Source organism: Mesorhizobium sp. CA8, assembly GCF_020164955.1.
GTDB lineage: Bacteria > Pseudomonadota > Alphaproteobacteria > Rhizobiales > Rhizobiaceae > Mesorhizobium.
Genome location: NZ_JAIUHG010000034.1, coordinates 1 through 15375, shown reverse-complemented (window position 1 = coordinate 15375; position 15375 = coordinate 1). Strand labels below are relative to the sequence as shown.

The window sequence follows — 15375 nt, the reverse complement described above, 5'->3', positions numbered from 1 at the left end:
GCGCATAAACCTTTTTTCCCGCTTCCGGCTCGCAGCTCGAACGCTATGCGGCACAGCTTTCGATCGTCGAGATCAATTCCTCGTTCCACAAGCCGCATCGGCGGCAAACCTATGAGCGCTGGGCGCGCGCGGTCCCCGATCATTTTCGCTTTTCCGCAAAAATCCCCAGAGTCATGACGCATGAGCGCCGCCTGGGAGATTGCGATGATCTTCTGGAAGCGTTTTTGGATCAGATCGGGGGCCTCGGTGCCAAGCTTTCCGTGCTTTTGGTTCAACTGCCGCCCAGCCTGGGGTTCGATCCCCAAACCACCGGAAGGTTCTTCGCCGCGCTGCGTGCAAAGACCGACCGGCGCCTTGTTTGCGAACCGCGTCACGCCAGTTGGTTCGAGCCGGAAGCCGGGGCCTTGCTGAGCCGCTTTCATGTTGGGCGCGTTGCGGCCGACCCTGCTCCCGTGCCTGCTGCCTCTATGCCTGGCGGCTGGCGTGAGCTCGCCTACTTCCGATTCCATGGCGCGCCGCGCGTCTACTATTCGGACTACGAGGCCGGTCAGCTTCTGGATATCAGCGGGCGGCTTTTCCAAGCCAGCGCATCGGCCGCCGAGGTCTGGTGCATATTCGACAACACGGCACGAGGCCATGCGCTCGGCAATGCGCTTTCGGTCGATGCAGCCGTCCGTCAGATGACGTTCAGCTCCCGGAACGCCCGTCCTTCCGCCACACGCTCATATCCAAATGCCGTACAGTCGATCGTGCGGTAGCCGCCATGCACGATGAGCTCGGCGATCGACTTCCCAACCGCCGGCGCCTGCTGCAGGCCGTGGCCGGAGAAGCCGTTGGCGAACAGGAAATTTTCGACCTCCGGATGCGGCCCGATCACCGCATTCTGGTCGAGCGTGTTGTAGTCGTAATGCCCGACCCAGGCGCGCGTCGGCTTGATCGCCTCGAAGGCCGGGATGCGGGTGGCTAGGACCGGCCAGATCACCTCTTCGAACAGCGGCCAGTTAACCTCGAAATCCGTTGGATCGGGCGCATGATCGCCTTCCTCCGGCTCGGCGCCGCCGGTGATGTAGACCGAGCCCTCGGGCCGCACATAGATGCCGGACGGATCCACCAGCAGCGGCATATCGGCGAATTTGTCGCGCGCTTCGAAGACGAAGACATTGCGCTTGCGCGGCTCGACCGGCAGCGCCAGCCCGGCCAAGGCGGCGACCTCGCCGGCATTCGGCCCGGCCGCGTTGACGACAATGCCGGCTTCGAGCGTCTCGCCATTGTCGAGGCTTACACTGGCGACACGATTGCCGTCGCGCGCGATGCCGGTGACGGAGGCGGTGACGAGATCGATCTTCTTGTCGCGCAGCGCCTTGCGGAACAGCATCAGCATGGCATGCGCGTCGAACCAGCCCTCGCCGCTGCGGCCAAAGGCGCCGGCGGAAATACCTTCGGTCGACAGCCACGGGAAACGCTGCGCCAGCTGCCCGGCATCCTCCAGCACGATGTCGGCGCCCTCGGCGACCTGCGTCTCGTGATTGGCCTTGAGGATCGGCAGCCCGGCCTCGCCGGCGAGGATGAGATATCCGCCCTCACGAAAACCGATATCGGCGTCGGTGCCAAAGGTTTCCTTCAGCCGCCGGAACAGTTTCAGCGTGAACTGCGACAGGCGGATGTTTTCGGGGATCGAGAATTGCTGGCGGATCGAGGCACAGGACAAGGTCGTCGCCGCATAGGAGAACTGTGGATCGCGCTCGATCAGCGCGATTGAGCCGGTAAAGCCCTCCTCGCGCAAATAATAGGCGACCGAGGACCCGACAATGGCCCCGCCGATGATGACGATGTCGTAGCGCACGCTTTGGTTCTCCGACTCCAGAGCATGGTCCCGACGCTCGGGGTTCGCACGCTCAAATCAATGCAGGAAGATCGATCTCGAAGCGCGTGCCGCGCTCGGAGTCAACCAGCCTGATCGTGCCATCATGCGCTTTCAGGAGGGCCAGCACGATGCCGAGCCCCATGCCGGTGCCGCCGGACTCGCGCCGCGTGGTGAAGAACGGCTCGAAGATCCTGGCGCGGTTGGCGGCCGAGATCCCCTCGCCGTCGTCGCCGATCCGGACCGACGCGCGCTTGCCATCGGCTGAGGCGTGGATCGCCACCTGTCGGGCGCCATGTCGTGCCGAATTGTCGATGAGATTGGCGAGCACGATGCCGAGATTCTCGGCCGAGATGGCGAGCCTGATGTCGCCGCCGCCTTCAAGCCGCGCTTCCAGCCTTGTGTCGATCGGCAAGGATGCCAATGCAGCATGAAGCGTCGTGCTTTCGCCGCTCGGCTCCAAATTTTCAGCGCGCGCCAGGTCGAGCAGCCGGCGCACCAGGAGATTGAGCCGCCCGGCATCGGTGACGATGTTGTTGGAGAAACGCTGGCGCTCGGCCTCGTCCATCGCGCCGCCGGAATCCCTGAGCAGCTCCGCCGCGCCCTGGATCGCGGTCAGCGGCGATTTCAATTCATGCGAGACATGGGTGGCGAAGGTCTGGATGCTGTCGGAGCGCGCCTGCAGTTTTTGCGCCATGTCGAGGAACGCCGCCGACAGCGCCGCCATCTCGCGCGTGCCGTGATGGGCGAGCGGCCTGATCGCCTCGCGGTCGCCGGCGGCGATGCGCTTCGTCCGCTCGATCAGCGCGTAGATCGGCCGGCTGACGGTGCGGATGAACACCAGCGCGATCAAGAGCGTGCCGCCGACGATCGTGATCGCCGCCAACGTTACCTTGCCGCGCTCGCCATAGAGGTGCTTGACGATGTTGTTCGGCGTCCGCGACAGATAGACGACGCCCGCGACCCGGCCGTCGAGCTCGACCGGCATGGCGACGAAGACGCGCACCCTAGTGCCGCGGCTGACCGAATAGAGCGGCGGCGCCGGCTGGTCGGGGATCCGCAAGCGCAGTTCGCTGGCATAATGACCTGAAAGCGCGGTCCGTACCTCCCCGACATCGCCGAGCGACCGGCCGACCTCGTCGCCGCCGGCAATCACCACGCCGCGCGGGTCGAGCAGGCGGAAGCCGGCAAGCGTCGTTTTCTGCGTTTCGTCGAGAATGCCGTCGAGCCGGGCGCCGATGGCCGCGAAGGCCGGGTCGGGGGCGGCGGGAAGCGCCGCGGGGCGCATCGGCATGACATCGTCGGAGGCAAGGTCTAGCCGCGGCTCGATCGGATCATAGGGATAATTGCTGTCCCGCGCCGGATCGGCCGAGATCGGCGAACCCAGCCTGTCCTGGGAAATGCCGGCCGCGCGCACTTCCTGGGCGTAGACAGCGGCAACGACCGCGCCCTGCGCGATCAGCTCGCCCTCGGTCTGGCGGATCAGCTGGTTCTCATAGAGCCGGAAGAAGAACAGCCCGACTAGCGGCAGCGCCATCACCAGGATGAGGATGACGACGACGACGGTGGCAAGCCTGGGCCGCCATCTTTCCTTGCTCAACCACCGCATCGGCCGAGCCGGAAGCCGACGCCATGCACCGTCGCGATCGCGTCGAGACAGCCGACCGCCGCCAGCTTGGCCCGCACGTTGCGGATGTGGCTGTCGACCGTGCGTTCCGAGACATGGATGTTGGAGGCATAGGCATTGGCCATCACTGCGTCGCGGCCAAGCACGTGCTGCGGGCGGGCGAGGAAGCCTTTCAGGATAGCGAATTCGATTGCGGTCAGGATGAGCGGCTTGCCGTCGAAGCTCGCTTCGTGGCTTGCCGGGACGAGCATGAGCTTGCCATGCGCGAATTGACGCTCGTCCGCTTCTTCTTCGAGCGGCGCGGGACGCGCGCGCCGCAGGATGACGTTGACGCGGGCGACCAGCTCGCGCGGGCTGAACGGCTTGGTCACATAATCGTCGCCGCCCATCTCCAGCCCGAGCACCCGGTCGATCTCCTCGTCGCGCGCGGACAAAAACAGCACCGGCACGTCGGATTTCTGCCTCAGCCTGCGGCAGACCTCCAGCCCGTCCATCTCCGGCATGCCGATGTCGAGCACGATGAGGTCGGGCGCGCGGCGCTCGACCGCCTGGAGCGCCGCTGCGCCGTTGGCGACAGCGGCCGTCATCATGCCGGCCTTTTCCAGCGCGAAGCAGATGATCTCGCGGATATGCGGGTCGTCGTCGGCGACGAGTATGTTGTGCGGCATGAAATCAGCGGCCCGGTGCGTAGGGTTCGGTGACGGCAGGATTAGAGCAATTCCATGAAAAAGTGCGAAATTGTTTTCGGTCCGGAGCTGCATCCGGGCAAGGCGATGAATCGACAAAGGCCTCGAGCATTTGCGCATGCCTGGGCCGAGCCCATGGCAGGCTGGCAAAGAGCGTTATCGCCGGATCGTCCCCGGCGTGTCCGCTCCCACCATGTGGAGCGGCTTCGGGGCGAAAGGCAGGATGGCCGCTTCGTGGCACCGCCTTTGCGGCTCCACGAGCCACCAGCCTTCATTACGGAGCCGGCGCGGCAGGGACCAGCGGGATGTGTGAGGTGTTCGCATGGCGCCGATTTCGCCGGCGGGCGCGGTGAGCGCAGGGCGGAATCCCGGAGCTTTTCAGCAAGGATTTGCAGATTTGGTGCAGGCAGGTCGCCTTTTAGGCAGGACAATCGCATAGGCGCTCCCCCTCTCCGTCTCGGCTTCGCCGAGCCACCTCTCCCCCGCCTCTGGCGGGGGCGAGGAACCCAGGCCTGCGAAGGTCGCGCGCCCTCGGCGATTAGCGTTTCCTCGCCCCCACAAAGTGGGGGAGAGGTGGCTCGGCGCGCAGCGCCGAGACGGAGCGGGGGCTGGCGCTGCCATATGCGATTGTCCTGTCCCTCGAGAGGCTCCGCCTTGCCTCATCTGTCATCACCCGGCATAGATCGGCCATGACCGTCGACACTTACCGCCCGCGCCGCTCGGTGCTGTACATTCCCGCCTCGAACGACAAGGCGCTCGCCAAGATCGGCTCCCTGGCCTGCGACGCCGTCATCATCGATCTCGAAGACGCCGTTCTGTCCGCCGACAAAAAAGCCGCGCGCGACAAGGTCGCAGGCATTCTCGCCGGGCGCGAACGGCGCTGCGAGATGGTGGTGCGCATCAATCCTTTGGCCAGCGAATGGGGCACCCACGACCTGTTGGCGGTGGCCAAGGCCGAGCCCGACGGCATTCTTCTGCCCAAGATCGGCACGCCGCGCGACATCCTCGAAGCCGGCGACCTGCTCGACGACAATTTCGCTCCGGACAGCGTGAAACTATGGGCGATGGTCGAAACGCCCAGGGCGCTGCTCAACATCGGCGCCATCGCCGAGTTTGGCCGCGATCCTGCTTCTCGCCTCAATTGTCTCGTGACCGGAACGAACGACCTGGTGAAGGCGACCGGCATCATGGCGACGCCCGACCGGCGCTATCTGATGCCCTGGCTGATGCAGCTGGTGCTCGCGGCGCGGGCCGGCGGCCTCGATGTTATCGATGGCGTCGCCAATGATTTTCGCGACCTCGACGCTTTTGCCGGCGAATGCGCGGAAGCCGCCGCCATGGGTTTCGACGGCAAGTCGCTGATCCACCCCGCCCAGATCGAAGCGGCGAACCGCGCCTTTTCACCGTCGCCCGAGGCGCTGGCCAGGGCCCGCGCGATCCGGGAGGCGTTCGCGCGGCGCGAAAATGCCGGCAAGGGGGTGATTGCGCTGGACGGCCGCATGGTCGAGCGGCTGCATCTGGCGGAAGCCGAGAAACTTCTGGCGAAGGCCGCGATCATCGGCGCATGATGTCGGGCGAAACACGATTTTTCAGGCCCGGCTTTTCACCCAATCACGACAATTAGGCACGACAGATTAGGCACGACAGGATCAATCCATGAAACTCTACCGCTTCCTCACCGGCCCAGACGACGCCACTTTCTGCCACAAGGTGACGGCGGCGCTGAACAAGGGCTGGCACCTGTTCGGCTCGCCGACCTATGGCTTTGACCAGCAGACGAAGTCGATGCGCTGCGGCCAGGCGGTGGTGAAGGATGTCGAAGGCCAGGACTACACAGCCGATACCAAGCTCAGCGACTGGTAGGGAAGGCCAGCAGGCTCTCTCATTCGTCATCCTAGGGCGTAGCGACGCGAAGCGGAGCGCAGACCCTAGGATCCATTCCGTTCCCTCTGCCGAAGGGCGCGGCGGGCCAGAATATAGGGAATTGCGGTGTCGGGCGGCAGGCGTTCCGTTCTGCACCGCGGGCTTGGTGTTGATGGAATGGCATGGATCCTAGGGTCTACGCGCGTCGCTTCGCTCCTTGCTTCGCCCTAGGATGACGAGGTGCGCGCTCAGCCCGGCGCTGCCTGCTCGGCGGCTTCCTCGATCCGCTCCATGTCGTCGTCCGACAGGCCGAAATGATGTCCGATCTCGTGGATCAGCACATGGGTGACGATGTCGCCCAGCGTCTCCTCGTTCTCGGCCCAGTAGTCGAGGATGGCGCGGCGGTAGAGCGTGACGCGGTTCGGACCCTCGCCGGTCTGTGGGTTCCAGCGCTCGGCGATGCCGCGCCCCTCGAACAGGCCGAGCAGGTCGAATGGCGTCTCCAGCGACAGGTCGTCCATGATCTCGTCGGTCGGGAACTCGGCGATCTGGATGATGATCTCGCCGGTGAGCTTGCGGAACTCGTCCGGCAGATGGGCGTAGGTCTCCAGCGCCAGAAGCTCCATCTCGTCCATCGACGGAGAAAGCTGGTCGTGCCAGCTGCGTGTCTTGTAGATGCGGGCCATGAACTGTCCTTTGATCCCGGCATATAGGCTTTCGCGCCGATAGAGGCAAATGGGCCGGCTGGGCGTCCGCTTTCAGGGTAAAGGACGAAGGAATAAATTCCTAATTATATACTTGACAAAGCACGTGCCCCTTGAGATAAATGAATCCAAGGAGTTAGCCAAATGCGCCTCGATAGCCCAATCTTCCAAGACGCCGAAGCCGCCCGCGAGCACCTTGAGGCGCAGCGTTGGCCGGAAGGCCCGAATTGTCCTCATTGCGGCAACGCTCACGCGGATCGCATCACGAAGATGGTGGGCAAGGCTCACCGTCCCGGTCTCTACAACTGCATGGAATGCCGTGAACAGTTCACCGTCACGGTCGGCACCGTGTTCGAGCGCTCCAAAATCCCGCTCAACAAGTGGCTGCTGGCGACGTTCCTCTTGGCTTCGTCCAAGAAGGGCATGTCGGCGCACCAGCTGCACCGCATGCTTGGCGTTACCTACAAGACCGCTTGGTTTATGGCGCACCGCATCCGCGAAGCCATGAAGGAAGACGTTAAGTCGTCTGGTCCGATTGGTGGCGAAGGCAAGACCGTTGAAGCCGACGAAACCTATTTTGGCCGCCGCGAAGAAGGCTATGTCTCGCCGCACCGCCAAGGCCGTCCCTATCTCAAGCGCAAGAAGCCGATGAAGATCGCAATCGTCGGTTTGGTCGAGCGCGGCGGTAAGTCCCGCATGTTCCATGTCCAACATGCCAACAAGGCGGAAGTTCGCGACGTTCTGGTCCGCAACGCCGACCGCAAATCGACGCTCTACACCGACGAAAGCAATCTGTATCCGATCACCGGTCTAGAGTTCGCCAAGCATGACACCGTGAAGCATTCCGCCAAGGAATACGCTCGCGGCGACGTCCACACGAACACCATCGAAAGCGTGTTTTCGGTCTTCAAGCGCGGCATGGTTGGCACCTACCAGCATTGCGGCGAAGCCCATCTTCATCGTTACCTTGCCGAGTTCGATTTTCGCTATAACCGCCGTACAGCCTTGAACGTTTCGGATACGGAACGTCACGACCAGTTGTTGGCGAGGATCGAAGGCAAGCGCCTTACCTATCGGCGGATTGGTGAAGCCGATCACGCCTAAGCAAAAAGCCCGTAAGTTGTTACGGAAGCGAAAGAAAAGGCCTCTGTGAATCTTGAGGGATAGTGCAGAACTAGCCTTGCACTTCCTTAAAGTCATGTTCTCATGAGTGCGGCGGCGAATCGGAAGTTCGCCGCCGCTTTCTGCAACCAAGCCACAGGACGGCTAGGCATGAGAACGATCACCAAACTAAACCCATCGGTGAATCCGTCAAGCCGTCCTGTGGCGCAATCTACAGGAGGCCATGATGGCCGGAACTTTCCAAGTAACATGTCACAAGCCTGACAACGCCGACAAAGATCGACGTCTTCAGGGACTCGGCGGCCCAGCTGCTGGCGGCTGGTATCGAGACATCGATACGCTGATAAACAACATTGAAAACGAAAATGAAAAATACTGGACGGTAGCGCCGACAGGAGAGTCCGTGTGGATTGTCGTGCGCCAGCGTTCGAACGGACGGAAATACCTTAAGACCGAACCTGACGGGGTGGAGCCGAATAACCTGCTGGCGCTCCCTCACTGTCCTTAGAACCGTCTGGAGCTACAGGCTTCTTCCCCTTCCCGGTCTTATGATCGGGAGGGGTCTTCAGCATCCGCTTCAGCGTTTCGTTGAACTTGGCTTCGTCTTCCTTGGAGGTATCAGGCAAGGTGTTGAGTCCTCTTGAATACGACCCGGAGCTAATCGCCGGCATTGGTCTAATCACCGCGCGGTGGGCCGCCCTAGAACGCCAATTGGCGGAGCTTCTCGGCACTGTGATGAAGGCCAAAACCGCCGGCCCAAATTCCTATTACGCCATCGGCAATTTTACCCAGCGCATCGATCTTGTCCAAGCCGCCGTTGTGAGCACACTGACCAACGCCAAGCACCGGAAAATCACCACGGCTCTTTTTACGAAGATACGCCGAATATGGAAAACCAGGAACTATCTGGTTCATTCACACTACGTCTATATCGCCCAATATGAGGATGGAACACACTCCGGGCTCATCGCAGTCGGCAAAGGCCCTCTAAAGGGGAAGCCCTTATCACTGAGGGCAAAAGCATTCATCGGCCCAGTCGGAGGCCCAATGACCGAACTGACAAAACCTCGCCTTATTCAGGAGGGCTTCGCTTATTCCAAGCGCGACAATGGCAGGGTAACCTATCATTTCGTGAACAAAGGGACCTTCGCAAACCATGCCGAGCAATTGCGCAAGCGCGGCTGGCAAGTCACGTTGCTTGCTCGGGCAATCGACGTAGGGCGGACGCCAATCCCGAAGGCGAAGCCAGAACCATCACGCAAAAAATCTCCCTCGCGATCTCGTCCGCATCCCCAATGATATCAAGTGCGCCCGGCTTGCCGATTAGGACATCCGCACCCGCTCGCGCCATTTCGTCAGTGACTTCGATTTCCTCAATCTTTTCAGTGCCGGCCTGTCGGCTCGAATCATAGGACATATTCCCATACTTTCTCAAGTATATAATTGGGAATAAATTCCTTGCGAGTCTGCTTGACTCTTCCGGCCGCCTCTGGAATCTATAAGAACATAACAGGAACAACTGCCGGAAGTGAACGTCATGGCGATAAGCGCCGTGGCGCGGGAAACTGTTTTTGCCCTGCGCCGCCAGATCGCGAAGATCGAGGGAACGCTGCCCGAGCGCCTGCAGGCGCCTGCAGGAAGCGCGGCTGGAGCAATTCCAGGAAAAGTGCGAAGCGGTTTTCCGTCCGGAATTGCGGAAAAACAAATATCTCCCCATACCGCCAAATCGGACATGACGATCCTCCGGCACGGTCTTGCCGTGGCCTCGGCGGACGCCTTCCTGCACACCGGTATTGATCGCCTCGACACCGCCCTTGGCGGCGGCCTGCCCAAGGCGGCGCTCAGCGAAATCCATGGCCTGGAGACCCGCGATGCCGGTGCCGTCGCCGGTTTCGCGCTCTCGCTCGTAAGCCTGATCCTTAAGGAGAAGCAGGGCCTGCCGATCCTGTGGGTCGGCACGGCGGAAATCTTTCACGAGGCCGGCTTGCCCTATGCCATGGGCCTTCACGCCCTGTTCGGCATCGAGCCGGAGCAATTGCTGTTTTCCGAGGCGCCGAAGCTGCTGGACGCGCTCTGGATCGCCGAGGAAGCGGCCCGCATGACCGCCTTCGCCGCGGTCGTCCTCGAGATCCGCGGCAGCCCGCGGCTTCTCGACCTCACCGCCACGCGCCGGCTGCACGCCCGTGCCCGGAATGCTGGCCGTCCACTGCTTTTGCTGCGCCAGGCCGGCGAGGCCGATCCCACCGCCGCACCCGTGCGCCTCATCGTTTCGGCCGCACCTTCGGCAAGCCGCGAGACGGTCGCCGGGCCGCTCGCCGGCTCGATCGGCCGCCCCGCCTTCAAAGTCGATATCGGCAAGAGCCGCACGGCCCTGCCCGGACAATTCACACTGGAGTGGAACCCCGATGAGCACGCTTTTGCAGAAAGAACAGAGAATTCTGTCGCTGTGGTTCCCGCATCTGGCCGCGGAGCGGATCCTGCGCCAGCGCCTGGGTCGGTCCTGGCGTTCCCGGCCCTCGCATCACCTGCCTCTGGTGATCAGCCATCGCGACAACAACACCCAGCGCATCGCAGCCCTCGACGAGCGGGCTGAGGCGCTGAAGCTGAAGCGCGGCATGGGCATTGCCGATGCCCGCGCCATGCACCCTTCGATCGATGTGGTGGAGGCCGATGCGGAAGCCGACCGCCGCCTGCTCGAAGGCCTTGCCGACTGGTGCGACCGCTACACGCCTTTGGTGGCGATCGACGGCGAGGACGGGCTGTTCCTCGACGTCACCGGCTGCACGCATTTGTTCGGCGGCGAGCGCGCCATGCAGGACGAGATCCTCACCCGCTTCTTCCAGCAGGGCTTCGATGTCCGCGCCGGGCTGGCCTCGACGCCGGGTGCCGCCTGGGCGGCGGCGCGCTTCCATGGCGACCGCATCGTGGCCGGCGGCGAGGAAGAAGCGCTTCTGGCGCCACTGCCCTTGTCGGCGCTGCGCATCGCGCCGGAGACCCGCGCCGGCCTGGAAAGTGTGGGCCTGCGCACCGCCGGCGCGGTGATGGCAGCACCGCGCGCGCCGCTTGCCCGCCGCTTCGGCTCCACCTTGCTTCTGCGCCTCGACCAGGCGCTCGGCCGCCTCGACGAGGCCGTGTCGCCGCGCCTTCCCGTCGCGCCGCTCTCGGTCGAGCGCCATCTTGCCGAGCCGGTCATGCTCACCGACGACATCGAGCGGCTGGTGAGCCGGCTGGCGATCGCCTTGAGGACCGACCTCGAACGCCGTGGCGAGGGCGCAAGGACACTGGCGCTGCTTCTCTTCCGCGTCGATGGCGCCGTCAGCCGCATCGCCGTCGGCACCTCGCGCCCGATGCGCGAGCCGCGGCTGATCCAAAGGCTGTTCCATGAGCGGCTCACCGCGCTGGAGCAGAGCATCGACGCCGGCTTCGGCTTCGACCTCGTGCGGCTGTCCGTGCTGTCGGTCGCCGCCTTCGACTTGGCTCAGGGCGACCTCACCGGCGATACGGCCGATGATGACGCCGACATCGCGCTCTTTGCCGACCGCGTCCGCGCCCGTCTCGGCGAGGCCGCTGTGCTGAAGCCGGTGATCGTCGAGAGCCATCTGCCGGAACGGGCCGTTAAAGCTGTGCCTTTCGCCGAAGCGCCGCAAAGGCGCGCCCCGGCGGCCGGCCGGGCGGCGCCGCCCCGAACAGCGCCGCCGATGACCGTCTACCCGCCGGAGCGGCCGGTGCGCCTGTTCCGCTCGCCCGAGCCGATCGAGGTGCCGGCGACCGAGATCCCCGAAGGCCCACCGATGAATTTCCGCTGGCGGCGCGCGCTCTACCGCGTCGCCCGCGCCGAGGGGCCGGAACGCATCGCCGCCGAATGGTGGCGCCAGCTGCCCGGCGAGGAGGAGGCGCCGACCCGCGACTATTACCGCATCGAGGACAGCGAGGGGCGCCGCTACTGGCTCTACCGCCAGGGTCTCTACAGCAGCGCCGCGCAGGCCGCGCCGCCACGCTGGTTCATGCATGGGGTGTTCGCATGAACGCGCTGACCGTCATCCCCTATGCCGAGTTCGGCATCCAGTCGAACTTCTCCTTCCTGCGCGGCGCCTCCAAGCCCGAGGAGCTGGTGGTCACGGCGAAATTCTACGGCTTTGCCTCGATCGGCCTTGCCGACAGGAACACGGTCGCCGGCGTCGTGCGCGCCTGGCAGCAGGCCAAGGTGGAGAAGATGGCCTATCATCCCGGCTGCCGCCTGGTGTTCGGCGACGGCACGCCGGACATCCTCGCCTATCCCCGTGACCGCCAGGGCTGGGGCCATCTCTGCCGCATGCTCACGCAAGCCAATCTGCGCGACGAGAACGAGAAGGGCGCGACGCTGCTCGAGTTGAGCGACCTGCTCGAATGGGGCGATCGGATGTCGCTGGCGATCCTTCCCGATTTGTCTGCAGGCGCGGAGGATAATTTGGCATTCATTAGCCGGCTTAAGAATCGCTTCGGCGCGGCGCTCCGGCTGGCCGTGGCGCCGGATTATGGCGGCAACGACCGTTTTCGCATCGAGCAGGCCGCGGCGATGGCCGAGCATGCGCGCGTCCCGGTGATGGCGACCAATGACGTGCTCTACCATGCAGCCGACCGCCGGCCGCTGCAGGACGTGCTCACCGCGATCCGCCTCAACACGCCGGTTTCCGAGGTCGGGCTGGAGCTGACCGCCAATGCCGAGCGCCATCTGAAGCCCCCGCTGGAGATGGCGCGGCTTTTCCGTCGCCACCCGCAGGCCCTGGCGGAGACGCTGCGTTTCGCCGAGGAGCTCACTTTCTCGCTTAGCGACCTCGAATACAATTATCCGGACGAGCCGACCGAATCCGGGCTTGGACCGCAGGCCGAGCTCGCGCGTTTGGCCTATGAAGGGGCGGCAAAGCGCTACCCGGCCGGCGTACCTTCGCATGTCACGCAACGCATCGAAGAAGAACTCGCCCTGATCGAGCGCCTGAATTACGCGCGCTATTTCCTGACCGTCTACGACATCGTGAAATTCGCCCGCAGTCAGGACATCCTTTGCCAGGGGCGCGGTTCTGCCGCCAATTCGGTCATCTGCTTCTGCATCGGAATCACCGAAGTCGGCCCCGATCGGATCGATGCGCTCTTCGAGCGCTTCATCTCCGAAGAGCGCAACGAGCCGCCCGACATCGACGTCGATTTCGAGCATGAAAGGCGCGACGAGGTCATCGCCTATATCTACGAGAAATACAGTGCCAAGCGCACCGCCTTGGCCGCCGCCGTCATCAGCTATCGTGGCCGCTCCGCCCTGCGCGAAGTTGCCAAGGCCATGGGCCTGTCGGAAGACGTCAGGAGCGCGCTGTCGAGCACCATCTGGGGCTGGTCGACCTCCGAGCTTGGCGAAAGGGAAGCCAATGCCGGCGGCCTCGACCGCACCGATCCGCTGTCCAGGCAGGTGCTGGAGCGCGCCAACGAGATCATGGGCTTTCCCCGCCATCTTTCCCAGCATGTCGGCGGCTTCGTCATCACCAGGGACCGGCTCGACGAGGTCGTGCCCATCGTCAAGACGGCGATGGAGGAGCGCAAGATGGTCGAATGGGACAAGGATGATCTCGATGCGGTGAAGATCCTAAAGGTGGACGTGCTGGCGCTCGGCATGCTGACCTGCCTGAAACGCGCTCTGACCTTGCTCACGCATCATTATCCGCAGGCGCGGGACGATTACGGCCGGCCCTATGGCCTGAACTCGCTGCCACCGGAACACCCTCGCGTCTACGACATGATCTGCCGGGCGGATACGTTGGGCGTCTTCCAGATCGAATCCCGCGCTCAGATGTCGATGCTGCCGCGGCTTAAGCCGCGCGAATTCTATGATCTCGTCATCGAGGTGGCGATCGTGCGGCCCGGTCCGATCCAGGGCGACATGGTGCATCCCTATCTGCGCCGACGACAGGGCAAGGAGAAGGCCGAATACCCCAAGCCTGAGTTGGAAGAGATTCTTGGCAAGACGCTCGGCGTGCCTTTGTTCCAGGAGCAGGCGATGAAGATCGCCATTGTCGCCGGCGGCTTCCGGCCGGGCGAAGCCGACGAGCTGCGCCGCGCCATGGCGACCTTCAAGCGAACCGGCACGATCGGCAACTATGAAACGCGAATGGTCGAAGGGATGGTCGAGAAAGGCTATCCCAGGGAGTTCGCCGAGCGCTGCTTCAAGCAGATCGAAGGCTTTGGCGAATATGGCTTTCCCGAAAGCCACGCCGCGTCCTTCGCGCTGCTGGTCTACGCCTCCTGCTGGTTCAAGACCTTCTTTCCCGACGTGTTCTGCGCCGCGATCCTGAATTCTCAGCCGATGGGTTTCTACCAGCCGGCCCAGCTCGTGCGCGACGCGCGCGATCATGGCGTCGAGATACGCGAGGTCGACATCAACCATTCCGTCTGGGACTGCACGCTGGAGGCCACCGCCTTCGATCCGTCACGCATCCTCGAGCGTCACGCCTCGATGCGCGGCGTCATCGAAACGGCGCATGCGGTGCGGCTTGGCTTCCGCCAGATCAAGGGCCTGTCCGAAGAGCGCATGGATATAGTCGTCGCGCAGCGCGGCGACGGCTATCGCTCGGTCAGGGATGTCTGGCTGCGCTCCGGCCTCGATGTCGGCGAGATCGAAAAACTGGCCGAGGCGGACGCGTTCCGCTCGATCGGTCTCGACCGCCGCGCCGCGCTCTGGGAGGTGCGGGCGCTCGACGGCAAGAGCGCCGCCGAGAAACTGCCGCTGTTCGACCAGCCCTCGCTTCGCCTGCGCGAGCTGGAGCCGGAAACGAAACTGCCGAAAATGCCGCTCGGCGAGCATGTCGTGCACGATTACCGCTCGCTTGGCCTGTCGCTGAAGGAGCATCCCGTCGCCTTCCTGCGCGAAAGGCTGGATCGCGCCGGCGTCACCCCCAATGCCCGCCTGCCGTCGGTGCGCGACGGCCGCCGCGTCTCCGTCGCCGGCCTCGTTCTGGTGCGCCAGCGTCCCGGCAAGGGCAATGCCATCTTCCTCACGCTGGAGGATGAGAAGTCGATCGCCAACGTCATCATCTGGCCGCGCGTCTTCGACCGTTTCCGCTCTATCGTCATGGGCGCCCGCTTCATCCGCGTCACCGGCAAGCTGCAGCATGAATCGGACGTCATCCACATCGTCGCCGACAGGATCGAGGATTTGACGTCCTGGTTGAGCGTGCTGCTGGAATCGGCCAATCGACCGGTCATCGAGCATAATCCCGCCGAACGGCCGATTGGATCCGCCGCAAGCCGTGGCCAGCCGGTCCATCAGGACGTCGCGACGCTATCGAGCGCCGCGCAACAGGTCATGCCGAAAGGGCGGAATTTTCAGTGAGGCCTTCTGTCCTCAATCGGAGCGAAGACGCCAAAGCCGCGTTCCTTCACACCCCCTCTGTCCTGCCGGACATCTCCCCCGCAAGGGCATATGCGCTAAGATAGCTTTGGCATGGCTTGAAATTTGCGCTTTCGAGGTGGCTCGCGCCAACGATGTCG

The 15375-nt window shown here is 63.7% G+C and carries 13 protein-coding genes; 9 read left to right on the top strand and 4 right to left on the bottom strand.

The window, feature by feature from the left end; translation table 11 throughout:
* Positions 1 to 62 precede the first annotated feature (62 nt).
* On the top strand, positions 63 to 758 hold the full coding sequence (locus LB553_RS27320) for a DUF72 domain-containing protein (protein ID WP_318011540.1): 696 nt from the start codon (positions 63 to 65) through the stop codon (positions 756 to 758).
* Here LB553_RS27320 and LB553_RS27315 read toward each other — a convergent pair.
* The 3 genes from LB553_RS27315 to LB553_RS27305 are packed head-to-tail and all read right to left on the bottom strand — an operon-like array spanning position 677 to position 4156.
* Complete coding sequence (locus LB553_RS27315; protein WP_224517918.1) at positions 677 to 1843, bottom strand: NAD(P)/FAD-dependent oxidoreductase; 1167 nt, start codon at positions 1841 to 1843, stop codon at positions 677 to 679. The two genes, LB553_RS27320 and LB553_RS27315, sit on opposite strands and share 82 nt — an antisense overlap.
* Positions 1844 to 1895: 52 nt before the next feature.
* The gene (locus tag LB553_RS27310; protein ID WP_411962275.1) at positions 1896 to 3398 is read right to left on the bottom strand and encodes an ATP-binding protein; all 1503 of its coding nucleotides are present in this window, start codon (positions 3396 to 3398) and stop codon (positions 1896 to 1898) included.
* Between the two features lie 59 nt (positions 3399 to 3457).
* Positions 3458 to 4156, bottom strand: coding sequence for a response regulator transcription factor (locus LB553_RS27305; RefSeq protein WP_224517916.1), 699 nt, complete (start codon positions 4154 to 4156; stop codon positions 3458 to 3460).
* Between the two features lie 707 nt (positions 4157 to 4863).
* On the opposite strand from LB553_RS27305, the gene LB553_RS27300 reads away from it, so the two are divergent.
* Together LB553_RS27300 and LB553_RS27295 are read left to right on the top strand one after the other, a co-directional pair.
* The gene (locus LB553_RS27300; protein WP_224517915.1) at positions 4864 to 5742 is read left to right on the top strand and encodes an HpcH/HpaI aldolase/citrate lyase family protein; all 879 of its coding nucleotides are present in this window, start codon (positions 4864 to 4866) and stop codon (positions 5740 to 5742) included.
* An 88-nt stretch (positions 5743 to 5830) separates the two neighbouring features.
* The gene (locus tag LB553_RS27295) at positions 5831 to 6037 is read left to right on the top strand and encodes a DUF1737 domain-containing protein (RefSeq protein WP_224517914.1); all 207 of its coding nucleotides are present in this window, start codon (positions 5831 to 5833) and stop codon (positions 6035 to 6037) included.
* Positions 6038 to 6285: 248 nt separating this feature from the next.
* Here LB553_RS27295 and LB553_RS27290 read toward each other — a convergent pair whose 3' ends face one another.
* A complete protein-coding gene (locus LB553_RS27290; RefSeq protein WP_224517913.1) occupies positions 6286 to 6723 on the bottom strand; it encodes a metallopeptidase family protein in 438 nt (145 codons plus the stop codon).
* 162 nt (positions 6724 to 6885) lie between these two features.
* Between LB553_RS27290 and LB553_RS27285 the strand changes: the two genes are divergently transcribed.
* From LB553_RS27285 to LB553_RS27260, 6 genes are all read left to right on the top strand, one after another.
* A complete protein-coding gene (locus LB553_RS27285) occupies positions 6886 to 7845 on the top strand; it encodes an IS1595 family transposase (RefSeq protein ID WP_224517912.1) in 960 nt (319 codons plus the stop codon).
* Between the two features lie 244 nt (positions 7846 to 8089).
* The gene (locus LB553_RS27280) at positions 8090 to 8371 is read left to right on the top strand and encodes a DUF3892 domain-containing protein (RefSeq protein ID WP_224517911.1); all 282 of its coding nucleotides are present in this window, start codon (positions 8090 to 8092) and stop codon (positions 8369 to 8371) included.
* A gap of 122 nt (positions 8372 to 8493) precedes the next feature.
* A complete protein-coding gene (locus tag LB553_RS27275; RefSeq protein ID WP_224517910.1) occupies positions 8494 to 9162 on the top strand; it encodes a hypothetical protein in 669 nt (222 codons plus the stop codon).
* 238 nt (positions 9163 to 9400) lie between these two features.
* Positions 9401 to 10456, top strand: coding sequence for an ImuA family protein (locus tag LB553_RS27270; protein WP_224517909.1), 1056 nt, complete (start codon positions 9401 to 9403; stop codon positions 10454 to 10456).
* Positions 10398 to 11888, top strand: a complete 1491-nt coding sequence (locus LB553_RS27265; protein ID WP_224517965.1) for a DUF6504 family protein — start codon at positions 10398 to 10400, stop codon at positions 11886 to 11888. The genes LB553_RS27270 and LB553_RS27265 overlap by 59 nt, the downstream gene beginning before the upstream one ends.
* Entirely contained in the window at positions 11885 to 15217 is a 3333-nt protein-coding gene (locus LB553_RS27260) for an error-prone DNA polymerase (protein WP_224517908.1), read from the top strand. The genes LB553_RS27265 and LB553_RS27260 overlap by 4 nt, the downstream gene beginning before the upstream one ends.
* The last annotated feature ends 158 nt before the right edge of the window (positions 15218 to 15375 follow it).